The sequence below is a fragment of the Aeromicrobium fastidiosum genome, from assembly GCF_017876595.1.
Lineage (GTDB): Bacteria > Actinomycetota > Actinomycetes > Propionibacteriales > Nocardioidaceae > Aeromicrobium > Aeromicrobium fastidiosum.
In genome coordinates, this window is sequence record NZ_JAGIOG010000001.1 from 1,983,769 (window position 1) to 2,004,302 (window position 20,534).

19 protein-coding genes and 1 pseudogene are annotated in these 20,534 nt (G+C 70.6%); 10 read left to right on the plus strand and 10 right to left on the minus strand.

Annotated features, from left to right (window positions below; translation table 11 throughout):
* Positions 1 to 54: 54 nt before the first annotated feature.
* Positions 55 to 2,424 (plus strand): DNA helicase PcrA, encoded by a 2,370-nt coding sequence (gene pcrA / locus JOF40_RS09855; RefSeq protein ID WP_129185748.1) that lies wholly within the window; start codon positions 55 to 57, stop codon positions 2,422 to 2,424.
* A 74-nt stretch (positions 2,425 to 2,498) separates the two neighbouring features.
* Here the strand turns inward: pcrA and JOF40_RS09860 are convergent, their stop codons facing one another.
* Together JOF40_RS09860 and JOF40_RS20250 are read right to left on the minus strand one after the other, a co-directional pair.
* Positions 2,499 to 3,428, minus strand: a complete 930-nt coding sequence (locus tag JOF40_RS09860; protein WP_129185749.1) for a putative endonuclease domain-containing protein — start codon at positions 3,426 to 3,428, stop codon at positions 2,499 to 2,501.
* A 150-nt stretch (positions 3,429 to 3,578) separates the two neighbouring features.
* The gene (locus JOF40_RS20250; RefSeq protein WP_129185750.1) at positions 3,579 to 4,376 is read right to left on the minus strand and encodes a M23 family metallopeptidase; all 798 of its coding nucleotides are present in this window, start codon (positions 4,374 to 4,376) and stop codon (positions 3,579 to 3,581) included.
* 160 nt (positions 4,377 to 4,536) lie between these two features.
* Here JOF40_RS20250 and JOF40_RS09870 point away from each other — a divergent pair, with 160 nt between their 5' ends.
* The 3 genes from JOF40_RS09870 to sucD all read left to right on the plus strand — a co-directional run bounded on the left by JOF40_RS09870 (position 4,537) and on the right by sucD (position 6,990).
* Positions 4,537 to 4,821 carry a hypothetical protein gene (locus JOF40_RS09870; RefSeq protein ID WP_129185751.1) on the plus strand — a complete coding sequence of 95 codons (285 nt, stop codon included), beginning with the start codon at positions 4,537 to 4,539 and terminating at the stop codon, positions 4,819 to 4,821.
* Between the two features lie 96 nt (positions 4,822 to 4,917).
* Positions 4,918 to 6,084 (plus strand): ADP-forming succinate--CoA ligase subunit beta, encoded by a 1,167-nt coding sequence (gene sucC, locus JOF40_RS09875; protein WP_129185752.1) that lies wholly within the window; start codon positions 4,918 to 4,920, stop codon positions 6,082 to 6,084.
* 12 nt (positions 6,085 to 6,096) lie between these two features.
* Positions 6,097 to 6,990, plus strand: a complete 894-nt coding sequence (gene sucD, locus JOF40_RS09880) for a succinate--CoA ligase subunit alpha (protein WP_129185753.1) — start codon at positions 6,097 to 6,099, stop codon at positions 6,988 to 6,990.
* Positions 6,991 to 7,183: 193 nt separating this feature from the next.
* On the opposite strand, the gene JOF40_RS09885 is transcribed toward sucD, so the two are convergent.
* Positions 7,184 to 8,998: a SigE family RNA polymerase sigma factor gene (locus JOF40_RS09885; RefSeq protein WP_129185754.1), complete on the minus strand. Its 1,815-nt coding sequence runs from the start codon at positions 8,996 to 8,998 to the stop codon at positions 7,184 to 7,186.
* 67 nt (positions 8,999 to 9,065) lie between these two features.
* On the opposite strand from JOF40_RS09885, the gene JOF40_RS09890 reads away from it, so the two are divergent.
* The 3 genes from JOF40_RS09890 to purH are packed head-to-tail and all read left to right on the plus strand — an operon-like array spanning position 9,066 to position 12,388.
* The gene (locus JOF40_RS09890; RefSeq protein WP_129185755.1) at positions 9,066 to 10,280 is read left to right on the plus strand and encodes a cell division protein PerM; all 1,215 of its coding nucleotides are present in this window, start codon (positions 9,066 to 9,068) and stop codon (positions 10,278 to 10,280) included.
* Positions 10,183 to 10,836 (plus strand): phosphoribosylglycinamide formyltransferase, encoded by a 654-nt coding sequence (gene purN, locus JOF40_RS09895; protein ID WP_129185756.1) that lies wholly within the window; start codon positions 10,183 to 10,185, stop codon positions 10,834 to 10,836. The genes JOF40_RS09890 and purN overlap by 98 nt, the downstream gene beginning before the upstream one ends.
* Entirely contained in the window at positions 10,829 to 12,388 is a 1,560-nt protein-coding gene (purH, locus tag JOF40_RS09900) for a bifunctional phosphoribosylaminoimidazolecarboxamide formyltransferase/IMP cyclohydrolase (RefSeq protein ID WP_129185757.1), read from the plus strand. The genes purN and purH overlap by 8 nt, the downstream gene beginning before the upstream one ends.
* A 40-nt stretch (positions 12,389 to 12,428) precedes the next feature.
* Here the strand turns inward: purH and JOF40_RS09905 are convergent.
* Both JOF40_RS09905 and JOF40_RS09910 read right to left on the minus strand, forming a co-directional pair.
* Positions 12,429 to 12,668: pseudogene (locus JOF40_RS09905) on the minus strand (YbaK/EbsC family protein); the annotation flags it as partial.
* 22 nt (positions 12,669 to 12,690) lie between these two features.
* Positions 12,691 to 13,338, minus strand: a complete 648-nt coding sequence (locus JOF40_RS09910; RefSeq protein ID WP_129185758.1) for a TetR/AcrR family transcriptional regulator — start codon at positions 13,336 to 13,338, stop codon at positions 12,691 to 12,693.
* Positions 13,339 to 13,453: 115 nt separating this feature from the next.
* Between JOF40_RS09910 and JOF40_RS09915 the strand changes: the two genes are divergently transcribed.
* Positions 13,454 to 14,305 carry a bifunctional methylenetetrahydrofolate dehydrogenase/methenyltetrahydrofolate cyclohydrolase gene (locus JOF40_RS09915; protein WP_129185759.1) on the plus strand — a complete coding sequence of 284 codons (852 nt, stop codon included), beginning with the start codon at positions 13,454 to 13,456 and terminating at the stop codon, positions 14,303 to 14,305.
* A 16-nt stretch (positions 14,306 to 14,321) separates the two neighbouring features.
* Positions 14,322 to 14,591, plus strand: coding sequence for a DUF3017 domain-containing protein (locus JOF40_RS09920; RefSeq protein ID WP_129185827.1), 270 nt, complete (start codon positions 14,322 to 14,324; stop codon positions 14,589 to 14,591).
* Between the two features lie 97 nt (positions 14,592 to 14,688).
* On the opposite strand, the gene JOF40_RS09925 is transcribed toward JOF40_RS09920, so the two are convergent.
* The 5 genes from JOF40_RS09925 to JOF40_RS09945 form a co-directional block, all read right to left on the minus strand.
* Positions 14,689 to 15,678: a malate dehydrogenase gene (locus JOF40_RS09925; protein ID WP_129185760.1), complete on the minus strand. Its 990-nt coding sequence runs from the start codon at positions 15,676 to 15,678 to the stop codon at positions 14,689 to 14,691.
* Between the two features lie 42 nt (positions 15,679 to 15,720).
* The gene (locus JOF40_RS09930; protein ID WP_129185761.1) at positions 15,721 to 16,176 is read right to left on the minus strand and encodes an SCO6045 C-terminal-like domain-containing protein; all 456 of its coding nucleotides are present in this window, start codon (positions 16,174 to 16,176) and stop codon (positions 15,721 to 15,723) included.
* Positions 16,173 to 17,051 carry an MbnB/TglH/ChrH family RiPP precursor modification enzyme gene (locus JOF40_RS09935; RefSeq protein WP_129185762.1) on the minus strand — a complete coding sequence of 293 codons (879 nt, stop codon included), beginning with the start codon at positions 17,049 to 17,051 and terminating at the stop codon, positions 16,173 to 16,175. The genes JOF40_RS09930 and JOF40_RS09935 overlap by 4 nt, the downstream gene beginning before the upstream one ends.
* Complete coding sequence (locus tag JOF40_RS09940) at positions 17,051 to 17,320, minus strand: hypothetical protein (RefSeq protein ID WP_129185763.1); 270 nt, start codon at positions 17,318 to 17,320, stop codon at positions 17,051 to 17,053. Before JOF40_RS09940 ends, JOF40_RS09935 begins: the two co-directional genes overlap by 1 nt.
* 99 nt (positions 17,321 to 17,419) lie before the next feature.
* Positions 17,420 to 18,061, minus strand: coding sequence for a hypothetical protein (locus tag JOF40_RS09945; protein ID WP_129185764.1), 642 nt, complete (start codon positions 18,059 to 18,061; stop codon positions 17,420 to 17,422).
* A gap of 187 nt (positions 18,062 to 18,248) precedes the next feature.
* On the opposite strand from JOF40_RS09945, the gene JOF40_RS09950 reads away from it, so the two are divergent.
* The gene (locus JOF40_RS09950) at positions 18,249 to 20,474 is read left to right on the plus strand and encodes an NADP-dependent isocitrate dehydrogenase (RefSeq protein WP_129185765.1); all 2,226 of its coding nucleotides are present in this window, start codon (positions 18,249 to 18,251) and stop codon (positions 20,472 to 20,474) included.
* Positions 20,475 to 20,534 lie beyond the last annotated feature (60 nt).

The following is a 20,534-nucleotide window of genomic DNA, read 5'->3' on the forward strand; positions in this document are numbered from 1 at the left end:
GCAGATGAACCGCTGGGCCCGATGTCTGCTGCGGCAACTAGGCTGGAGGGCACGATGACGCTGCCGTTCCCCGTTCCTGCCACCCCCGCCACGTCGGCCGGCTCAGCCGCCGCTCGTCGGCCCCGGTCCGACTCGCTGCTCGACGGCCTCAACGACGCCCAGCAGGCCGCGGTGTCCCACCCCGGCGGGCCGCTCCTGGTCGTCGCGGGTGCCGGCTCGGGCAAGACACGGGTGCTGACGCGTCGCATCGCCTGGCTGATCGCCGCCCGTGGAGCACATCCCGGGTCGATCCTGGCCATCACGTTCACCAACAAGGCCGCCGCCGAGATGCGCGAGCGCGTCGCCGACCTGGTCGGTCCGCGGGCCCGCATGATGTGGGTCTCGACGTTCCACTCCGCGTGCGTGCGCATCCTGCGACGCGAGGCCACGCGTTTCGGGTTCACGTCGTCGTTCACGATCTACGACTCCGCCGACCAGCGCCGGCTCGTCACGCTGATCTGCCGCGACATGGACCTCGACCCCAAGAAGATCAACCCGCGGGCCGTCCTCAACTGGATCTCCAACCTCAAGAACGAGCTCGTCGACCACGAGGCGGCTGGCAGCAAGGCGCAGAACCCCACCGAGGAGATCTACGCCGAGGTCTACACCGCCTACCAGGCACGTCTGTCGGCCGCCAACGCGATGGACTTCGACGACCTCATCATGAACACGGTGCACCTGTTCCAGGCGTGGCCCGACGTCCGCGAGACGTACCGGCGCCGGTTCCGGCACATCCTCGTCGACGAGTACCAGGACACCAACCACGCGCAGTACCAGCTGATCCGCGAGCTCACCGACCCCGAGTCCGACCTGCTCGTCGTCGGCGACTCCGACCAGTCGATCTACGCCTTCCGTGGTGCCAACATCCGCAACATCCTCGAGTTCGAGGACGACTTCCCCAACGCCGCGACGATCCTGCTCGAGCAGAACTACCGTTCGACGCAGACGATCCTGTCGGCGGCCAACGCCGTCATCAGCCGCAACGAGGGGCGCAAGGACAAGCAGCTGTGGTCGGCCGAGGGCGACGGCGAGAAGATCGTCGGCTACGTCGGCGACGACGAGCGCGATGAGGCGCAGTTCATCGCCGACGAGATCGACCGGCTCGTCGACGACGGCGGCATCGCGTCCAAGGACGTCGCGATCTTCTACCGCACCAATGCGCAGAGCCGGGTGTTCGAAGAGGTCTTCATCCGCGTCGGCCTGCCCTACAAGGTCGTCGGCGGGGTGCGCTTCTACGAGCGCAAGGAGGTCAAGGACGCGCTGGCCTACGTGCGGGTGCTCGTCAACCCGCGTGACACGGTCTCGCTGCGCCGCATCATCAACGAGCCCAAGCGAGGCATCGGCGACCGCGCCGAGGCGTCGATCCAGCGACTCGCGACGATGCACGACCTCAGCTTCTGGGACGCGTTGATGCGCGCCAGCGAGGCGACCGACCTCGCGACACGCTCACTGAATGCCATCCAGGCGTTCACGACCTTCATGTCCGACCTCATGGCGATGGCCGACTCGGGTGCCGCGGCCGATGCGGTGCTCGAGGCGGCGCTGACCCGCAGCGGCTACCTGTCGACGCTCGAGCAGAGCACCGATCCGCAGGACGAGACCCGGGTCGAGAACCTCGCCGAGCTCGTCGCCGTGGCCCGCGAGTTCGTCGTCGGTGCCAGCACGGTCGACGACGAGGAGATTCCTGACGAAGCTGAGTCCGACGAACCCGTGTCCGAAGCGGTCGCCGCCATCCCCGACGAGCCGGCCCTCGGCGCCGGATCGCTCGCGGCGTTCCTCGAGCAGGTCGCGCTGGTCGCCGACGCCGACCAGATCCCCGACGACGGCGACGGCGTCGTGACCCTCATGACGCTGCACACCGCCAAAGGGCTGGAGTTCCCGGTCGTGTTCCTCACGGGGCTCGAGGACGGCGTCTTCCCGCACATGCGCTCGCTGGCCGACGTCAAGGAGCTCGAGGAGGAGCGCCGCCTGGCCTACGTCGGCATCACCCGCGCCGAGAAGCGGCTCTACGTCACGCGGGCCACGACCCGTTCGGCCTGGGGTGCGCCGTCGTACAACCCGGCGTCGCGGTTCCTCGACGAGCTGCCGGAGCCGCTCGTCGACTGGCGACGGCTCGCGTCGCCGCCGACCCAGTGGACCCCGAGCCAGCCGTCGGCCACGGCGCAGTCGTCGTTCCGGGCCTCCAACGTCGCGGCACGGTCGAAGAAGGCCGACCGCGCGGTCGTCTCGCTGTCGCCCGGCGACCGGGTCGTCCACGACAGCTTCGGCATGGGCACCGTCGTCTCGGTCGAGGGGCAGGCCGAGAAGTCCGTCGCGTCGGTCGACTTCGGCTCCCAGGGCGTCAAGCGACTCCTCCTGCGCTACGCCCCCGTCGAGAAGCTCTGACCGTGTCCCTCCCCGCGGGTCCCCGCGATGTGTGACGTTTCAGGCGCTATCCGGGCCACGTGACGCCGTGTGCGTCACATATTGCGGGCCAAGAGACGCCACGTCCGGCCGAGCTCGGGCGGTGGGCCGCGGTAGCCGCGCCGCACCAGCGCCTCGTGCACGCGCGCGACGATCGAGATCGGGTGCGCGAAGTCGGCCTGCGTCACGACGATCAGCGTCCACCCGCCGGCCTCGAGCCGCTCGCGCCTGAAGTGGTCCTTCTGACGCTGCGCGGCATCGCGCTCGTGGTGCCAGCCGTCGTGCTCCACCACGATGCGCCACCGTCTGAGCACGAGATCGCCCTTGGCAAGCCATCGACCAGCGTCGTCGTGCACGTCGAGGTTGACGGACGGCTCGGGCAGACCGGCGGCCACCAGCAGGAGTCGGACATCGGTCTCTCGCGGCGAGTCGACGCGTTCCCGCACGAGCAGCGCCGCCTCGCGGGCACGGACCACGCCGTCGAGATGCGATTCAACGGTGTGGTCGAGCAGGGCGGAAAGGGTCGTGAGCCCTGCCCGCACCATGGCGTCGCCCGCACGCACCAGGTCGCGAAGCCCGAGCAGCGTCGCGCTGTCGATGAATGACCGCTCGGGTGCCAGGACTGGCACGCCTCGGACGTCATGTGGCGAGATGCGGCGGTGCCGACGGTGGAGGACGAGGTCGGCGCGGGTCTGGGCTGCGCCGGTGACCGAGAAGTGGATCGGGAACGGCCGCCCTACCGGAACTCCCATCCAGCGCAGGGCCGACATGTGGCTGAGCGCGGCATGGGCTGGTAGCGCCAGAACGCCAGCGCGGACACCGAGGTCGAAGTCCAGCTCTGTCGTGGCGAGTCGCCAGACGCCACGATGCACCTGGATGACGTGGGCTCCTCGGCGCATCGACGAGGTCAGGCCGGCAGCATCGGCCTCGGCCGAGGTGAAGACCCGTCCATGCAGAGCATCCGGGACGTGAGGAGTTCGGGCCATCTCAGCACCCTGACGAAACGCCGTCCTCGGGGAAACCCTGTGGGGCGGCCCTGTGGACGAAGCCCGCGATCTGTGACGTCGAGAGCGTCATGGTGCAGCGGAGACTCCGAGAGCGTCACACTTCGGGGGGACCGGGGGGACCGGGAAGGGTTACGGGGTGACGCCGTGGGCTTCGAGCTGCGGGATGGGGTCGACGGCCGCGCCGCCCCCCGGGTGCACCTCGAGGTGCAGGTGCGGGCCGGTCACGTTGCCCGTGGAGCCGGTGTAGCCGATGGTGTCGCCAGGCCCGACCTTGTCGCCGACCTTGACGCCGAAGCGGCTCTGGTGGCAGTACCAGATCGTGGTGCCGCTGTTGTCGTCGAGCTGGATGACCGTGCGGTTGCCGTAGGCACCCTCGTAGTCGGCGGAGACGACGGTGCCACCGGCGACGGCGACGATCGTGGAGCCCGAGGGGCCGGCGAAGTCGAGTCCGGTGTGCACCGTCGACCACAGGCCGCTGCGCTGGCCGAAGCGTGCGGTGAGGTTGTAGCCCGTCACGGGGATGATCCACTGGTTGGCCTTGAACTCGTCGGCCGACTTGTCAACCTTCTTCGCGAGGCTCTGCTGGGCGAGCCTCATCTGATCTGCCTGCTGCTTGGCCTGGCGGTCGAGCGTCGCGCGGTCGATGCTGCGGCTGACGTCGACCTGCGAGGCGGCCTGTCCGGGACCCGTGTAGCTCTGGTTCACGGTCTGGTACTTGTCGGCCTGCAGCGAGTTGTCGTCGGTGTTGCCGCCGATCACGGCGGAGCCGAAGGCCGCGAGGATCAGCGCGAAGGCACCGGCCATGGCGGGAGTCGGGGTGAACGAGCGGACCCGGCTGCGGCGACGCTGCGCGGCCCGCTTGCCTGCCACCCGCTGCGGGGTCTGCTGACGTACGTCGAGCCGGCGTTTGGGCGCAGACGAAGACACGCAGATGACCTCCGGAAGGGGTACGACAGGACCTCACGAGACTAGCCGAGGAACACACGCGGGAGAAACCGAATTCGAATACTCGCTGACGTCAGGACGTCGGTCCCGTGGCAGATCGCTGCAGGATGTGACGGTATTCACGTGTGGCAGCATCGACGTCATGGGTAGCGAGCGTGTCGTCGTGGGTGCCGTGGACGACGACGTCCGCGCCCGTACGGCAGCCCGCCGGCTCCGCGACGCAGGCCTCGAGGTGATCTTCGTGGGAGGCGGGCAGACTGTCGAGCAGCTGGCCCGCACGGCCGTCGCCGAGGACGCGGCGCGGATCGTCGTCGACGCCGGTCCGGATGACGTCCGCGGGCTGGGGGAGGCGTGCGCCGCTCTCGACGCCGCTGACATCGCCGTGGACCCCGTCGAGTCATGGTGTGACGTATCCGACGCGACTTAACAGCGCGTTAACGGATACAGTCGCAACGGCCTGTTCGTGGCGGCCTCGAGGCCGGACCCGCGCAGAGCTGAACTCCAACCGAGGACGGACACCACCGTGGATTTGATGGAATACCAGGCGAAGGAACTCTTCGCCAAGCATGGCGTAGCGACGACGCTCGGCGTCGTCGTCCAGACCGCCGAAGAGGCCAAGGCAGCAGCCGAGCAGCTCGGCGGTGCCGTGATGGTCAAGGCGCAGGTCAAGGCCGGCGGCCGCGGCAACGCGGGCGGTGTGAAGTTCGCCAAGACGTCCGACGACGCCTTCGAGCACGCCTCCAACATCCTGGGCATGGAGATCAAGGGCCTGACGGTCAACCGCGTGCTGATCACGCCGGCGACGCCGCCCGTCGAGGAGTACTACTTCTCCTTCCTGCTCGACCGCTCCAACCGCAGCTACCTCTGCATCGCCAGCGTCGAGGGCGGTGTCGAGATCGAAGAGGTCGCCAAGACCAACCCCGAGGCCGTGCGCCAGATCCCGATCGACGCCGGCACCGGCGTCGACGAGGCCAAGGCCCGCGCGATCGTCGAGGAGGCCAAGTTCCCGGCCGAGCTCGCCGACCAGGCCGTGCACATGGTCCTGGCGCTCTGGAAGGTCTTCGTCGAGGAGGACGCGACGCTCGTCGAGGTCAACCCGCTGGCGCGTCTCGAAGGCGACAAGCTCGAGGCCCTCGACGGCAAGGTCTCGCTCGACGAGAACGCCTCCGAGGTGCGTCACCCCGAGCACGAGGACTTCGTGATCCACGAGGAGGCCGACCCGCTCGAGGCCAAGGCGAAGGCCAAGGGCCTCAACTACGTCAAGCTCGACGGTGAGGTCGGCATCATCGGCAACGGCGCGGGTCTCGTCATGAGCACCCTCGACGTCGTCGCCTACGCCGGCGAGAAGCACGGCAACGTCAAGCCGGCCAACTTCCTCGACATCGGCGGAGGAGCGTCGGCCGAGGTCATGGCCAACGGCCTCGACGTCATCTTGAACGACCCGCAGGTCAAGAGCGTGTTCGTCAACGTCTTCGGCGGCATCACGTCGTGCGACGCGGTCGCCAACGGCATCAAGGGCGCTCTCGAGCTGCTCGGTGACGAGGCCTCCAAGCCGCTGGTCGTCCGCCTCGACGGCAACAACGTCGAGGAGGGGCGCGCGATCCTCAACGAGCTCAACCACCCGCTCGTCACCCAGGTGGACACGATGGACGGTGCGGCCGACAAGGCCGCCGAACTGGCGAACGGCTGAGGGGCTAACGACATGGCAATCTTTCTGACCAAGGACTCCAAGGTCATCGTCCAGGGCATCACCGGCGGTGAGGGCTCCAAGCACACGGCCCGCATGCTGGCTGCCGGCACCCAGGTCGTCGGCGGCGTCAACGCGCGCAAGGCCGGCACGACCGTCACGCACACCGACGCCAACGGCGCCGAGGTCGAGCTGCCCGTGTTCGGCACGGTCGCCGAGGCCATCGAGAAGACGGGCGCCGACGTGTCGGTGGCCTTCGTCCCGCCGGCGTTCACCAAGGACGCCGTCGTCGAGGCGATCGACGCCGAGATCGGCATGCTCGTCATCATCACCGAGGGCGTCCCCGTGCAGGACAGCGCCGAGTTCTGGGCCTACGCCCAGGGCAAGAAGACGCGCATCATCGGCCCCAACTGCCCCGGCATCATCACGCCGGGCGAGGCCCTCGCCGGCATCACGCCGGCCAACATCGCCGGCAAGGGCCCCATCGGCCTGGTGTCCAAGTCCGGCACGCTGACCTACCAGATGATGTTCGAGCTGCGCGACTTCGGCTTCTCGACCGCCATCGGCATCGGCGGCGACCCGATCATCGGCACGACGCACATCGACGCCCTCGAGGCGTTCGAGAACGACCCCGAGACCAAGGCGATCGTCATGATCGGCGAGATCGGTGGAGACGCCGAGGAGAAGGCGGCGGCCTACATCAAGGCCAACGTCACCAAGCCGGTCGTCGGCTACGTGGCCGGTTTCACCGCTCCCGAGGGCAAGACGATGGGCCACGCCGGCGCCATCGTGTCCGACGGTGCGGGTACCGCGCAGGGCAAGAAGGAAGCCCTCGAAGCTGCGGGCGTCAAGGTCGGCAAGACGCCGTCCGAGACCGCCGAGCTCATGCGGGCCATCCTCAACGGTTGATGGGCCTGAAGGGTCTGTAGACCTCAGTCAGCGAGGCCCCACCACGGTTCGTGGTGGGGCCTCGTCGTCTTCCTACGAACGCTGACGAGTCGGCTGCGGCCCTCCGACGAGCAGCTTCGTGAGGACTCTGACGTCAGCTCTTGGCTCCTCGGAGGGCCGCAGCGACGACTCCTCAGCTACTCCCGGGGGCGCGTCAGTCGGTGGCGTACTGGAGGCGGGTCGCGGCCCGCTGCGCGATCGCCCGGAACTGCTCCTGCGAGATGTCGTACTGCCCGGCGGGCGTGAACGTCACCTGGGCGACGTCGGCACCACGCCGCACGATCGCCGTGCGGTAGTAGACCTTCTGGCCGCCGTCGAGCTCGAAGCCGACCCGCCACACGGTGCCGGACGCATCGGGCACCGACACCTTGCGCTTCTGGTCGATCGTGGCGGTCAGGATGTCGTCGGCACAGCCGTCGATGCGTTGCGTGACCTTCTTGACGAATGCCTTGGCCTTGTCCTCGGACGTGAAGCGTGCCGCGGTCTCGGCGACGCCGAACTCCGGCGGCAGCTCGGTGGCCTCGTAGAGCACGTAGACACGGGAGCCGGCCTTGGCCACCGAGTCGCTCGTGTAGGTGGCCTTGTCGCACGCCGTGGCCGCCGGGTTGGTCTCGGCGGAGAACTCCGTGCCGGCCCAGACCTTGTCGATCGCGGCGATGGGCGGCAGGTCGACGATGCCCAGGAAGGACGGTGCCTCCGTGGTCGGCGGCGGGTCGGACGGCAGGACCTCGATCGTGTCGGAGCACTCGCCCCCGCTGTCCTTGCACACCTTCGACACCGAGGCGTTCAGGGTCTTGGCGAATGCCTCGATGCTGGGCCCCTCGGCGCCGTCGACCTCGTGCACGAGGGTGCTCGTGATGGTGCCCGAGTGGCTGAACCCGACCGTGAACGTGCGCTCGGGGGAGCGGTTGGACCGCAGCGACAGGATCTGGAAGTCACCGAACGGACGCTTGACGGTGTACGACGCGACGAGCTGGGTGCGGGGGTGCTCGCAGTCGGAGTACCACTGCACGAGCCGCTGGTAGGCGGCCGTGGCGACCTTGTCGCTGCGCGAGACCTCGATCGCCTGGGCGACGCGCGCGTTGCCGATGCCGTCGGCGGTGAACGTGCGGACGAAGACCTTGAGCGGGTCCTTGTCGGCGAAGCGCTTGGTGGGGCACGTCGCATAGGGCGCGGTGTTGGCGACGTCGTCGTCGGTGCTCTCGGTCGTCCAGGTGCGGCCCGTGTCGAGCGTCGACAGCTGGGTGGGTGCCAGCAGGTTGCCGGCGTCGATCTTCTGCGCGTCGAGGACGACGTCGGGACGTTCGGCACCGATCTTCTCGCGGCGGGGCAGGTCGCTGCTGGTCGCGAGGGCGTCGCCGTCGGTGGCGACGAGGCCGCCGCCGAAGATCAGCGCGATCGCCGCGACGACGAGCAGGACGGTGTTGCGCTGGCGGCCGCGGCGGGCGGCCGTGCGGACGTCGGCCGCCTCGGGCATGTCGAGCGGGTCGGTGGCGGCCGACAGCGCGTGCATGCGGCGCTCGATCGCGTCGATGCTCTCGCCGAGCGCGGTCTCGAGGGCGGCCAGGGCGGTCGTGACGTTCTCGATGCCCTCTTCGGCGGGCAGGCCGACCTCGCGGGACGCCTCCTCGAGGTCGGTGTTGCCGAGCGTCATGAGCACGATCAGGCGGCGGTCGTCGACCGGCAGGTCGTGCAGCGCACCGAGCAGCTCGGTGTCGCCGTCCTCCTCGTGACGTCGCCGCAGAGGGTGCGCGGTGCGGCTGAGGGCCGTGATCTTCCAGGCCTCGTTGCGGACGTACGACAGCGGGCGGCGGTCGCGGATCTTGGACCAGTCGCGCCAGGCCCGGCGATAGGCGTCGACCGTCGACTCGAACGCGACCTGTCGATCGCCGCACAGCGCGTACGTCACCTGCACGGCATCGGAGAAGGTCGAGGAGTAGAAGCTGTTGAACTCGTCGACGCGGGTCATGTCCAGCCTCCTTCGACGTCCGGCGTGCCTTGGTGCAACGCGACAACCCTACTGGGAGGATGAAGCGGTGCCCGCCCCCGTCGAGACCTCCTACCTGCGGCCGGCGTTCCTGACGGCGGCCGTCGCCGCGGTCCTCTCGTGGGGCGTCGCCGCGCTGGTCGTCCTGGTCGCCCGCGGCGCCGCGGGCGTCGAGGTCGGCCCGCTGGCCCGCACCGCGACCCGCGCGTGGCTGGTGTCGCTCGGCTCCGGCATCGACGCGGGTCCGGTCTCGATCGGCCTGGTGCCTCTCGGTGCGATGGTGCTGTGCATCGCGCTGGTGTCACGTGCGGCGGTCTGGGTCGTGGCCGACCCGCTCGACGAGCTGGCCGCCTTCGCGGCGGCCTCGGCAGGTGCCTACGGCGTGATTGCCGCGATCGCCGCGACCGTGACCAACGTCGGCGACGTCCACACCTCGGTCGTGCGGTCGGCGGCCGCGGGGTTCGTCGTCGGGGGGCTGGGGGCCGTGTGGGGCGTCATCCAGCGACACGGCGAGGCCGACCGCTGGTGGTTCACGGCGTCCGACGACGTGCGGGCCGTCGTGCGCGCCGCGGTGCCGGGCGCCGTGCTCGTCCTGGCCGCCGCTGCGGTGATCGTGGTCGTGCTGCTGGTCACCAACGTCGAACAGGCCGGTGACCTGTGGGCACTGCTCGACCCCGGCATCGGTGGCGGGCTGGCCCTGGCGATCGGCTCGGTCCTGGCCGTCCCGACGTTGGTCCTGTGGACCACCTCGGCGCTGCTGGGCCCGGGGTTCGCGATCGGCACCAGCACCTCGGTCGACCTGACGGGCTCGCAGCTCGGGCAGGTGCCGGGCTTCCCGCTGCTGGCGGCCCTGCCGTCCCCGGGGGAGTTCCCGCAGTGGGTGTTCGTGCTGGGTCTCGTGCCCCTGGCGGGTGGAGTCGTCAGCGGCTGGCGGCTCGACCCGGGTGCGCGGCAGACCCTGCTGGAGCGGACCGGCCTCGGCGCGGCCGCCGGAGCCGTGGCCGGGGTGGCTCTCGGCGTCGCCGTGGGGCTGTCGGGCGGCGCGATCGGGCCGGGACGCCTGTCCGACGCGGGACCGCCCCTGCTGACCCCGTTGCTGGTGGCCGTGCCGGTCATGGCGCTGGGCGGTGCCCTGGGTGCGGTGCTGTCCAACTATCGTTGGGCCCGTGCCTCCCGCCCCTCGGACACCAGCGCGCCTGGTCGTCCTCGTCTCTGGAAGCGGCACCAATCTGCAGGCGCTGATCGACGCGTCGGCGACAGCTGACTACGGCGTCGACATCGTCGCGGTCGGGGCCGATCGCGACGGCATCGAGGGCCTGGCCCGCGCGGAGCGCCACGGCATCGAGACCTTCGTGCTGCGCACGGCCGAGTTCGACGACCGGGCGGCCTGGGACATCGCGCTGGCCGAGAAGGTCGCGTCGTACGATCCCGGCCTCGTGGTGCTGGCCGGGTTCATGAAGCTGACGGGGCCCGCGTTCCTGGCGCTGTTCGGCGGCCGCACCCTCAACACCCACCCTGCCCTCTCGCCGGCCTTCCCCGGCATGCACGGCCCGCGCGACGCCCTCGCCTACGGCGTCAAGATCACGGGGGCCACGCTGTTCGTGGTCGACGAGGGCGTCGACACCGGCCCCATCGTCGCCCAGGTGCCGGTGCCCGTGCTCGAGGACGACGACGAGTCGTCGCTGCACGAGCGCATCAAGACCAGCGAGCGGGCCATGCTGGTCGAGTGGGTCGGCACCCTCGCCCGCCACGACTTCCATCTCGACGACCGGGCCGTTCGGCTCGGTGCCACGCCCACGACCAAGGATCCGCATGACTGACGCCACGAACACCCGCCCGCTCCAGCGCGCGCTCGTCTCGGTGTACGACAAGTCCGGGCTCGACGAGCTCGCACGTGCGCTGCACGCGGCGGGCGTCTCGATCGTCTCGACCGGCTCGACGGCCAAGACCATCGAGGCGGCGGGAGTCCCCGTCACCCCCGTCGAACAGCTCACCGGATTCCCCGAGTGCCTCGACGGCCGGGTCAAGACGCTGCACCCGCGCGTGCACGCCGGCATCCTGGCCGATCTGCGCCTCGACGACCACGTCGCCCAGCTCGCCGATCTCGAGATCGAGCCGTTCGACCTCGTGATCGTCAACCTGTACCCCTTCGTCGAGACCGTGGCCTCCGGCGCCACGCCCGGCGAGATCGTCGAGCAGATCGACATCGGCGGCCCGTCGATGGTGCGCGCGGCGGCCAAGAACCACCCCAGCGTGGCGGTCGTGACGTCGACGGCCCAGTACGCGGACGTCACGGCGGCGCTCGCCGGCGGGGGCTTCACGCTGCAGCAGCGCAAGCAGCTCGCGGCGGCGGCCTTCGCCCACACCGCGGCGTACGACGTCGCGGTCGCGTCCTGGTTCGCGGGCGACTACGCGGGCGACGGCGGCTGGCCGGAGTTCGGCGGCGCGACGTACACGCGTCAGGCCGTCCTGCGCTACGGCGAGAACCCGCACCAGGAGGCCGCGCTCTACACCGACGGCACGGGTGGTCTCGCGGCCGCCGAGCAGCTGCACGGCAAGGAGATGTCGTACAACAACTACGTCGACACCGATGCCGCGCGCCGCGCCGCGTACGACTTCGACCGGCCGGCGGTCGCGATCATCAAGCACGCCAACCCCTGCGGCATCGCGGTGGGTGCCGACGTGGCCGAGGCCCACGCGCGGGCCCACGCCTGCGACCCCGTCTCGGCGTTCGGTGGCGTCATCGCGACCAACCGTCCCGTCAGCGTCGCGATGGCCGAGCAGGTCGCCGAGGTCTTCACCGAGGTCATCGTCGCCCCCGACTACGAGCCCGGTGCCGTCGAGGTGCTGCAGGGCAAGAAGAACATCCGCATCCTGCGCTGCGACGCCGACGCCGAGCCCGTGGGCCTCGAGTTCCGCCGCATCTCCGGCGGCGAGCTGGCCCAGCAGCGCGACCACGTCGACGCCGAGGGCGACGAGCCCACGACCTGGACCCTCGCCGCGGGCGACGCGGCCGACGAGGCGACGCTGGCCGACCTGGCCTTCGCCTGGACGGCGACGCGTGCGGTCAAGTCGAACGCGATCCTGCTGGCCAAGGACGGCGCGTCCGTCGGCGTCGGCATGGGTCAGGTCAACCGGGTCGACTCGTGCCGGCTCGCGGTCGAGCGCGCCGGTGCCGAGCGGGCGACGGGATCGGTCGCGGCCTCCGACGCGTTCTTCCCGTTCTCGGACGGTCTGCAGGTCCTGCTCGACGCCGGCGTCACTGCCGTCGTGCAGCCCGGCGGGTCCGTGCGCGACGACGAGTCGATCGCGGCGGCGAAGGCTGCCGGCGTGACGATGTACTTCACCGGCACCCGGCACTTCTTCCACTGACCGGTCGCCGGGCCGGGGTCGTGAGCACGATCCCGGAAGGCTAGACCGGCATGCCGAGCTCGTCGAGCACCTGGACGCCCGGCACGAGGGTCAGCGCCCCGCCGGGCAGCACGAGCTTCGACCGGCGCAGCCCGCTGCCCACGACGAGCCAGGGCTGCTCGGTCACGGCACGGTCGACGAGGACGGGCCAGGATGCCGGCAGCCCGACGGGGGTGATGCCGCCGTGCTCCATCCCGGTCTCGCCGACGGTCCAGTCGTGGGGCGCGAACGAGCACTTGCGGACGTCGAGCGTGCGCCCGCGGTCATGACGCCGCCGGCTTCAGCCCGGACAGCGCGGTCGTGACGGCCTCGGGGCCGATGGCGTGGGCAGCGACGACGCCGCGGATCGCCGTGCTGAGGAACCGGGCCTCGGTCTCCTCGGGGTAGACGCCCGACTGGCGGCGCAGGGCGGTGCCGGCGATCAGGGCGACGACCGCGGCGGCCACCTCGTCGCTGCCCTCGACCCCGACCTTGGTCAGGACGACGGTGGCCAGTCGCTCCAGCGACCGCAGCGCGTCGCCTGCCACGTCGCAGAGACGGGGATCGCGCGCGGTGGCCAGGAAGATCGACAGGTGGAGCGCCGCGACCTCGGGTCCACGGCGCTCGAACACCCGGGCGATGAAGTCGGCCGCCTGGTCGAGGCTCACGTCGGCGCTCATGTCGACGGCCGACAGGGCGTCGAGCTCGCTGCTCCACTTGCGCACATGGGCGCCGAGCGCCTCGCGGATCAGCTCGTCGATCGACTCGAAGTAGTACGTGGTGGTGGCCGAGGGCAGACCCGCGCGGGCCGCCACGGCACGGTGGGTGATGGCTCGTGCGCCCCCGTCGGCGAACAGGTCGATCGCCGCCGCGAGCAGCTCGTCGCGGCGCAGGCGGCTCCGCTCCTGGGACAGCTGTGCGCGGGTGACCATGAACCCTCCGTCGTGTCGTCGTCCGTACCGATCGGGCCTGGTGGCCAAGCGCCCCCCGCCGGAAGTCTATGCGCCTGTGGCAGGGCGACTCCGGGGACGTGAAAGACTCGGCACCGTGACTGCGCAGATCCTCGACGGCAAGGCGGCTGCGGCCGCGATCAAGGGCGAGCTCCGCGAGCGGGTGACCGCACTGCGCGAGCGCGGGATCGTCCCCGGCCTCGGCACGATCCTGGTCGGCAGCGATCCCGGCAGCCAGTGGTACGTCGCGGGCAAGCACCGCGACTGCGCCGAGGTCGGCATCGAGTCGATCCGCGTCGACCTGCCTGAGACGGCCACGCAGGCCGAGGTCGAGGCGGCGATCGACCAGCTCAACGCCGACCCCTCGTGCACGGGCTACATCCTGCAGCTGCCGCTGCCCAAGGGCCTCGACGAGAACGCGGCGATCGGTCGCATCGACCCGCTCAAGGACGCCGACGGCCTGCACCCGACCAACCTCGGCTGGCTCGTGCTGGGCCGGGAGGCACCGCTGCCCTGCACGCCCCGCGGCATCATCGAGCTGCTGCGCCGCCACGACGTCCCCATCGCCGGCCAGCACGTCGTGGTCGTGGGGCGCGGCATCACGGTCGGACGTCCGATGGGCCTGCTCCTGACCCGCCGCAGCGAGAACGCCACCGTGACCCTGTGCCACACCGGCACGACCGACCTCGCCGCCGAGGTGCGCCGCGCTGACATCGTGATCGCCGCGGCCGGCGTGCCGGGCATCATCTCGGCCGACATGGTCAAGCCGGGTGCCGCGCTGCTCGACGTCGGTGTCAGCCGCGACGAGAACGGCATCGTCGGCGACGTCGATCCCGCCGCGCACGAGGTGGCCGGCTGGATCTCGCCCAACCCCGGGGGCGTCGGTCCCATGACGCGCGCCTTGCTGCTGGCCAACGTCGTCGACACCGCCGAGCGCCTGAACCCGTGAGGTGCCGCCGGTGAAGATGCCCCGCAGCCGAGGCTCGCAGTTCTACCTGGTGCAGCTCGTCGCCGTCGTCACGGGCCTCGTGCTGGTCGCGCTGGGTCAGTGGCGCGTCGGCGTCGGCGGCATCGGGGTGGCGTTCGTCGTCGGTGCCTTCGCCCGATCCGTCGTGCCGATCGACCACACGGGCATGCTGCGGGTGCGCGGCAAGGCCTTCGACATCGTGTGGATGACAGTGCTGGGCGTCGCGCTGGTCGTGCTGCCCTTCCTCATCCCCGACCAGCCGGGCTGAGCGCAAGAACGCCCCTTCACCGACGAACGCCCCTTGAGCTTGTCGAAAGGGCCTTTCGACAAGCTCAAGGGGCGTAGCGGCTCAGCCGGCCGAACTGTCAGATCAGGCCGAGCTCGGTGACGGCGTCGCGCTCCTCGACGAGCTCCTGGGCCGTCGCGTCCATCTTGGCGCGGCTGAAGTCGTCGATCTCGAGCCCCTGGACGATCTCCCAGTCACCGTTGCTGGTCGTGACGGGGAACGAGTAGATCAGGCCCTCTGGGACGCCGTACGAGCCGTCGGAGCGCACCGCCATCGACGCCCAGTCGCCCTCGGGCGTGCCGGTCAGCCACGTGCGGGCCGCGTCGATCGTGGCTGACGCCGCCGAAGCCGCGGACGACGCGCCGCGCGCCTCGATGATCGCCGCGCCGCGCTTGGCGACGGTGGGGATGAAGTCGTTCTCGATCCACGACTGGTCGCCCACGACCTCGGCGGCGTTCTTGCCACCGATCTCGGCGTGGAAGATGTCGGGGTACTGGGTGGCCGAGTGGTTGCCCCAGATCGTCATCTTCGTGATGTCGGAGACCTTCGAACCGGTCTTGGCGGCCAGCTGCGAGATCGCCCGGTTGTGGTCGAGGCGGGTCAGGGCGGAGAACCGCTCCTGCGGGATGTCGGGAGCGTTGGTCATCGCGATCAGGGCGTTGGTGTTGGCAGGGTTGCCGGTCACGCCGATGCGGACGTCGTCGGCGGCGTGGTCGTTGAGCGCCTTGCCCTGGCCCGTGAAGATCGCACCGTTGGCCGAGAGCAGGTCACCGCGCTCCATGCCCTTGGTGCGCGGGCGAGCGCCGACCAGCAGGGCCAGGTTGACGCCGTCGAAGATGTGGTTGGGGTCGTCGCCGATCTCGACGGAGTCGAGGGTCGGGAACGCGCAGTCGTCGAGCTCCATGACGACGCCCTCGAGCGACTTGAGCGCCGGCGTGATCTCGAGCAGCCGCAGCTGGATGGGGGTGTCGGGGCCGAGCAGGGCACCGCTGGCGAGGCGGAAGAGGAGGCTGTAGCCGATCTGGCCGGCGGCACCGGTGACGGCGACCTTGACGGGGGGTGTGCTCACGAGATTGTTCTCCTTCGGCGACGCTGCAGAAAGTGACGGGCTTCACTTCGAAACTAGCGCAGACGAGGCTGGAGGACTCGCCGGGGCGACGCGCGGCCCGGCGTGCCAGACCCATGGGCCGACGGCCAGCACCCACGGACGTGCACCGGGCCGGCGGTCACGCGCCCATCGCGCCCGTCGCCGGTAGACCCGTTCGACCGACCGGATCGACGCGAGCGGCTCGGGCAGCACCCCGTCGTCGTCGGTCACGAAGTCGACGACGTCGTCATGCGCGCAGCCGCTGCGCGGGTGGCCGGCTGCCCAGCGGTCGAACCGGGCGGCGAGGTCGGTGACGTCCCGCAGGTGCGGGACCGCCTCGACGGCGTCGCTGCGGCGCTTGGTGCGCAGCACCCGCGCCGTCAGCTCCGCCGATCGCGGGTCGAAGCCGCCCGGCACCTCGCCGCGCAGCAGCGCGCCCAGGACGTCCTCCTGCCGTTGTCGCAGCGCCTCGCGGGTCATGTGCGGACGCCTGCCCGGTCGACCGCCCGTTGGACGCGCTCGAGCTCGGCGCGGACGACCGCGCCGTCCACGTCGGTGTCGCGTTCCAGCAGCACCGGCGGACCGCCGGGTCCGAGCACGTCGACGACGTGGGTCAACAGCGCCAGGACGTCGTCGGTCAGGTCGTGCGCGTGGGTGTCCCAGTAGATGCCGTCCGGGTCGGTGAACCCGCCGGCGACGTGGACGTATGCGACGTGGTCGAGCGGCATGCGGTCGAGCAGTGCGCGGGGGTCACCGCCGAGCGCCGAGCACGTCGCGTGCAGGTTGGCGACGTCGAGCAGGAACAGGCACCCGGTGGCCTCGACCAGCGCGGTGAGGAACTCGGCCTCGTCCATCGACGTCTCGGGCCACGTGAGCGTCGCGGCGATGTTCTCCAGCGCGAGTGGCACCCGCAGGGCGTCCTGGGCGATGCGCACGTTGTCGACCAGCACGGCCAGCGCGTCGGGGGTGCGGGCTCCCGGGACCAGGTGGCCGGCTTCCAGCACGTCGGCGTGCAGCCCGTCGGTGCCGCTCTCGGCCGGACCAGCACGGACGAAGGCCACGTGCTCGCTCACCAGGGGCGAGCCGGTCGCGACCGCGAGGGCCGACAGGTGGCGGAGCCGCGCCGGGTCCGGCGGTGCCCCGCCGGCCAGGCCCAGCGTCACCCCGTGCGGCACGACCGTCAGGCCCGCGCGCAGTGCCTCGACGAGCCGGGGAGGGAGGTCGTCAGGTCGGACGTTCTCGGCGACGACCTCCGAGAACGACATGCCGTGGCGGGCCAGGTCGAGCAGGTCGTCGGCGATGGCGGATCGCCATCCGGCACCCACCCCGAGGCCGGCCACGGGGGAGCGGGTCATCAGCTGCCGCCGCCGCAGCCACCCCCGCCGCCGCAGCTGCTGCTGCCACCGCACGAGTGACCTCCGCCGCAGGAGTGGCCGCCGTGATGCCCTCCGCCTCCACCGCCCTCGCCGCCGCCGAAGTAGGTTCCGCCGCCGGCGGCCCCGTAGTACCCGCCGCGGCGGCGCTGCTTGCCCCACTCACCGGAGCGGTCGCGGGAGAAGAAGGCGACCCTGAACAGACCCGCGAGCACGAGCACGAGGGCGATGATGACAGCTGCTGCAACCATGGGAACCTCCAGGATGCCGGTGAACCGGGGTCCGTCGCCGTTGACGTGACGTCTGACCGTGATCGTGACAGATCGTCGGGCCGTGCGGAAGGGGTCGGCCTACTTCGTCAGCTGGCCCGTGAACCGGCAGGTGTTGCCCGTCTCGTGCGTGCCGAACAGCTGCAGGCTCACGCTCTCGTGGGTCGTCTGGTTGGTGATGAGCCAGTCGACCCAGACCGAGTCGGAGTGCTGGAGGCCCGGCATGAACGCGGCGGAGCTCGCTCGGTCGGACACGGGTGTTCCGGTGCCGACTGCATGCGTGCCCGACAGGCGGATCGCCGAGCTGTTGGAGAAGCCGAGCAGGTTGACCTGCCCTCCCGTGCAGTGCGCGGTGAGGGAGATGTCGCCGAGCTGCAGCACCGTGACGCCGGACGTGTTGTTGGAGACGTAGTCGATGTCGGTCGTGCCGGGCCCGGCAGCGCCCGTGGCACCCGGAGCACCTGGTGCACCGGACGGGCCGGGCACCCCGGCAGGTCCCGCTGGGCCTGCCGCGCCGGCCGGCCCCTGCACCACGACGGTCCTCTTGACCGTCTTCTTGGGGCACGTGCCGTTGGCCGCGGCACCGCGCACGAGTCCCTTGGACGTCGTGCAGACCTTGACCGACGAACCCGCCCCGGCGGCGACGGCCACGGTCCCGCCGCCGACCAGGAGGCCCGCGACGACCCCGACGGCGACGAGGACGGACGAACGTGAGGGGCGCATGCCCCCAGTGTCACCGCGGCCGTCCCCGAGGGTGGGCGATCGCGGCAGGAAGGGGGAAAACCCCACCACCCGGGCCGCAGGACGCCCCATCGCCACCCGGGGCCCGTGGGTTATCTTGATGTCAAAGGATTTTTTCGCCCGTCCCGATGCGGGAGTCGGGCACCCACACGTAGGAGCTGCCGCACTCATGGCCAAGATCATCTACACCCACACCGACGAGGCGCCCGCGCTGGCGACCTACTCCTTCCTGCCCGTCATCGAGGCGTACGCGTCGACGGCCGGTGTCGAGGTCGAGACGCGCGACATCTCCCTGGCCGGGCGCATCATCGCCCTGTTCGGCGACCGCCTGACCCCCGAGCAGCAGATCGGCGACGCGCTGGCCGAGCTCGGCGAGCTGGCCAAGCAGCCCGAGGCCAACATCATCAAGCTGCCCAACATCAGCGCCTCGGTGCCGCAGCTCAAGGCCGCGATCGCGGAGCTTCAGGGCCAGGGCTACGACCTGCCCGACTACCCGGACGACCCGCAGAGCGACGCCGACAAGGACGTCCGCGCACGCTACGACAAGGTCAAGGGCAGCGCGGTCAACCCCGTCCTGCGCGAGGGCAACTCCGACCGTCGTGCGCCGCTCTCGGTCAAGAACTACGCCCGCAAGCACCCGCACTCGATGGGTGCGTGGAGCGGCGACTCGAAGACCAACGTCGCCACGATGGGCGAGAACGACTTCTTCTCCAACGAGAAGTCCGTCGTCATCGACGCCGACACGACGATCTCGATCCAGCACGTCGACGCGAACGGCACCACGACCGAGCTCAAGGCGGCCTTCCCGGTGCTCGCCGGCGAGATCGTCGACGGCACCGTGCTGCGCGCCGCGGCGCTCGACGCCTTCTTGACCGAGCAGGTCGCCCGGGCCAAGGCCGAGGGCGTGCTGTTCTCGGTGCACCTCAAGGCCACCATGATGAAGGTGTCCGACCCGATCATCTTCGGCCACGTCGTCAAGGCGTTCTTCCCGGACGTCTTCGCGCGCTACGGTGCCGACCTCGACGCCGCCGGGCTCAGCGCCAGCAACGGCCTCGGCGGCATCCTCGCCGGTCTCGACAAGCTGCCGAACGGGGCCGAGATCAAGGCCGCGTTCGAGCAGGGCATCGCCGACGGCCCGGCCCTCGCGATGGTCGACTCCGACAAGGGCATCACCAACCTGCACGTGCCGAGCGACGTCATCGTCGACGCCTCGATGCCGGCCATGATCCGCACGTCGGGCCACATGTGGGGCCCCGACGGCAACGAGGCCGACACGCTGGCCGTCATCCCCGACAGCTCGTACGCGGGCGTCTACCAGACCGTCATCGACGACTGCCGCGCCAACGGCGCCTACGACCCCACCACGATGGGCTCGGTGCCCAACGTCGGCCTCATGGCCCAGGCGGCCGAGGAGTACGGCAGCCACGACAAGACGTTCGAGATCGCGGCCGCCGGCACCGTCCAGGTCGTCGACGCCGCCGGAACCGTGCTGATCGAGCACGCCGTCGAGGCCGGGGACATCTGGCGCGCCTGCCAGACCAAGGACGTCCCGGTGCGCGACTGGGTCAAGCTGGCCGTCACGCGGGCCCGTGCCTCCGAGACGCCGGCGATCTTCTGGCTCGACGCGAACCGCGCCCACGACGCCAACCTGATCGCCAAGGTCGACGCCTACCTCCCCGACCATGACACGTCGGGTCTGACGATCGAGATCATGCCGCCGGCCGACGCCACGCAGTACTCGATCGACCGCATCCGCAAGGGCGAGGACACGATCTCGGTCACCGGCAACGTGCTGCGCGACTACAACACCGACCTGTTCCCGATCCTCGAGCTCGGCACCAGCGCCAAGATGCTGTCGATCGTCCCGCTGATCAACGGCGGCGGACTGTTCGAGACCGGCGCTGGCGGTTCGGCTCCCAAGCACGTGCAGCAGCTCGTCAAGGAGGACTACCTCCGCTGGGACAGCCTGGGCGAGTTCCTGGCCCTCGCGTCGAGCTTCGAGCACATGGCGACCACGACGGGCAACGCCCGCGCGCAGATCCTCGCCGACACGCTCGACCGCGCCACCGGCACGTTCCTCGACGAGAACAAGTCGCCGGGTCGCAAGCTCGGCACGATCGACAACCGCGGCAGCCACTTCTACCTGTCGCTGTACTGGGCGCAGGAGCTGGCGAAGCAGACCGAGGACGCCGCTCTGGCGGCCGCGTTCGCCGACGTCGCCGGCGAGCTGGCCTCGAACGAGCAGACGATCGTCGACGAGCTGCTGGCGGTCCAGGGCAACCCGGCCGACATCGGCGGCTACTTCCACCCCGACAGCGCCAAGGTCAACGCCGTGATGCGTCCCTCGGGCACCTTCACCCGGGTGCTGGCCGACCTGCAGTCACGCGTCGTCTGAGCCGCGGCGCGGCGGACGCGTCATAGTCCGCGAGCCACCTTCTCTCATGAGTGTGGACGG

Excerpts from the sequence above, each read along its gene's own strand:
- JOF40_RS09945 (WP_129185764.1), bottom strand. The coding sequence starts at position 18,061 with ATGCGCCCCTCACGTTCGTCCGTCCTCGTCGCCGTCGGGGTCGTCGCG.
- sucD (WP_129185753.1), top strand. The coding sequence starts at position 6,097 with ATGGCAATCTTTCTGACCAAGGACTCCAAGGTCATCGTCCAGGGCATC.
- JOF40_RS09950 (WP_129185765.1), top strand. The coding sequence starts at position 18,249 with ATGGCCAAGATCATCTACACCCACACCGACGAGGCGCCCGCGCTGGCG.
- JOF40_RS09935 (WP_129185762.1), bottom strand. The coding sequence starts at position 17,051 with ATGACCCGCTCCCCCGTGGCCGGCCTCGGGGTGGGTGCCGGATGGCGA.
- JOF40_RS09930 (WP_129185761.1), bottom strand. The coding sequence starts at position 16,176 with ATGACCCGCGAGGCGCTGCGACAACGGCAGGAGGACGTCCTGGGCGCG.
- JOF40_RS09885 (WP_129185754.1), bottom strand. The coding sequence starts at position 8,998 with ATGACCCGCGTCGACGAGTTCAACAGCTTCTACTCCTCGACCTTCTCC.
- JOF40_RS09860 (WP_129185749.1), bottom strand. The coding sequence starts at position 3,428 with ATGGCCCGAACTCCTCACGTCCCGGATGCTCTGCATGGACGGGTCTTC.
- JOF40_RS09940 (WP_129185763.1), bottom strand. The coding sequence starts at position 17,320 with ATGGTTGCAGCAGCTGTCATCATCGCCCTCGTGCTCGTGCTCGCGGGT.
- purH (WP_129185757.1), top strand. The coding sequence starts at position 10,829 with ATGACTGACGCCACGAACACCCGCCCGCTCCAGCGCGCGCTCGTCTCG.
- JOF40_RS09920 (WP_129185827.1), top strand. The coding sequence starts at position 14,322 with ATGCCCCGCAGCCGAGGCTCGCAGTTCTACCTGGTGCAGCTCGTCGCC.
- pcrA (WP_129185748.1), top strand. The coding sequence starts at position 55 with ATGACGCTGCCGTTCCCCGTTCCTGCCACCCCCGCCACGTCGGCCGGC.
- JOF40_RS09870 (WP_129185751.1), top strand. The coding sequence starts at position 4,537 with ATGGGTAGCGAGCGTGTCGTCGTGGGTGCCGTGGACGACGACGTCCGC.
- JOF40_RS09910 (WP_129185758.1), bottom strand. The coding sequence starts at position 13,338 with ATGGTCACCCGCGCACAGCTGTCCCAGGAGCGGAGCCGCCTGCGCCGC.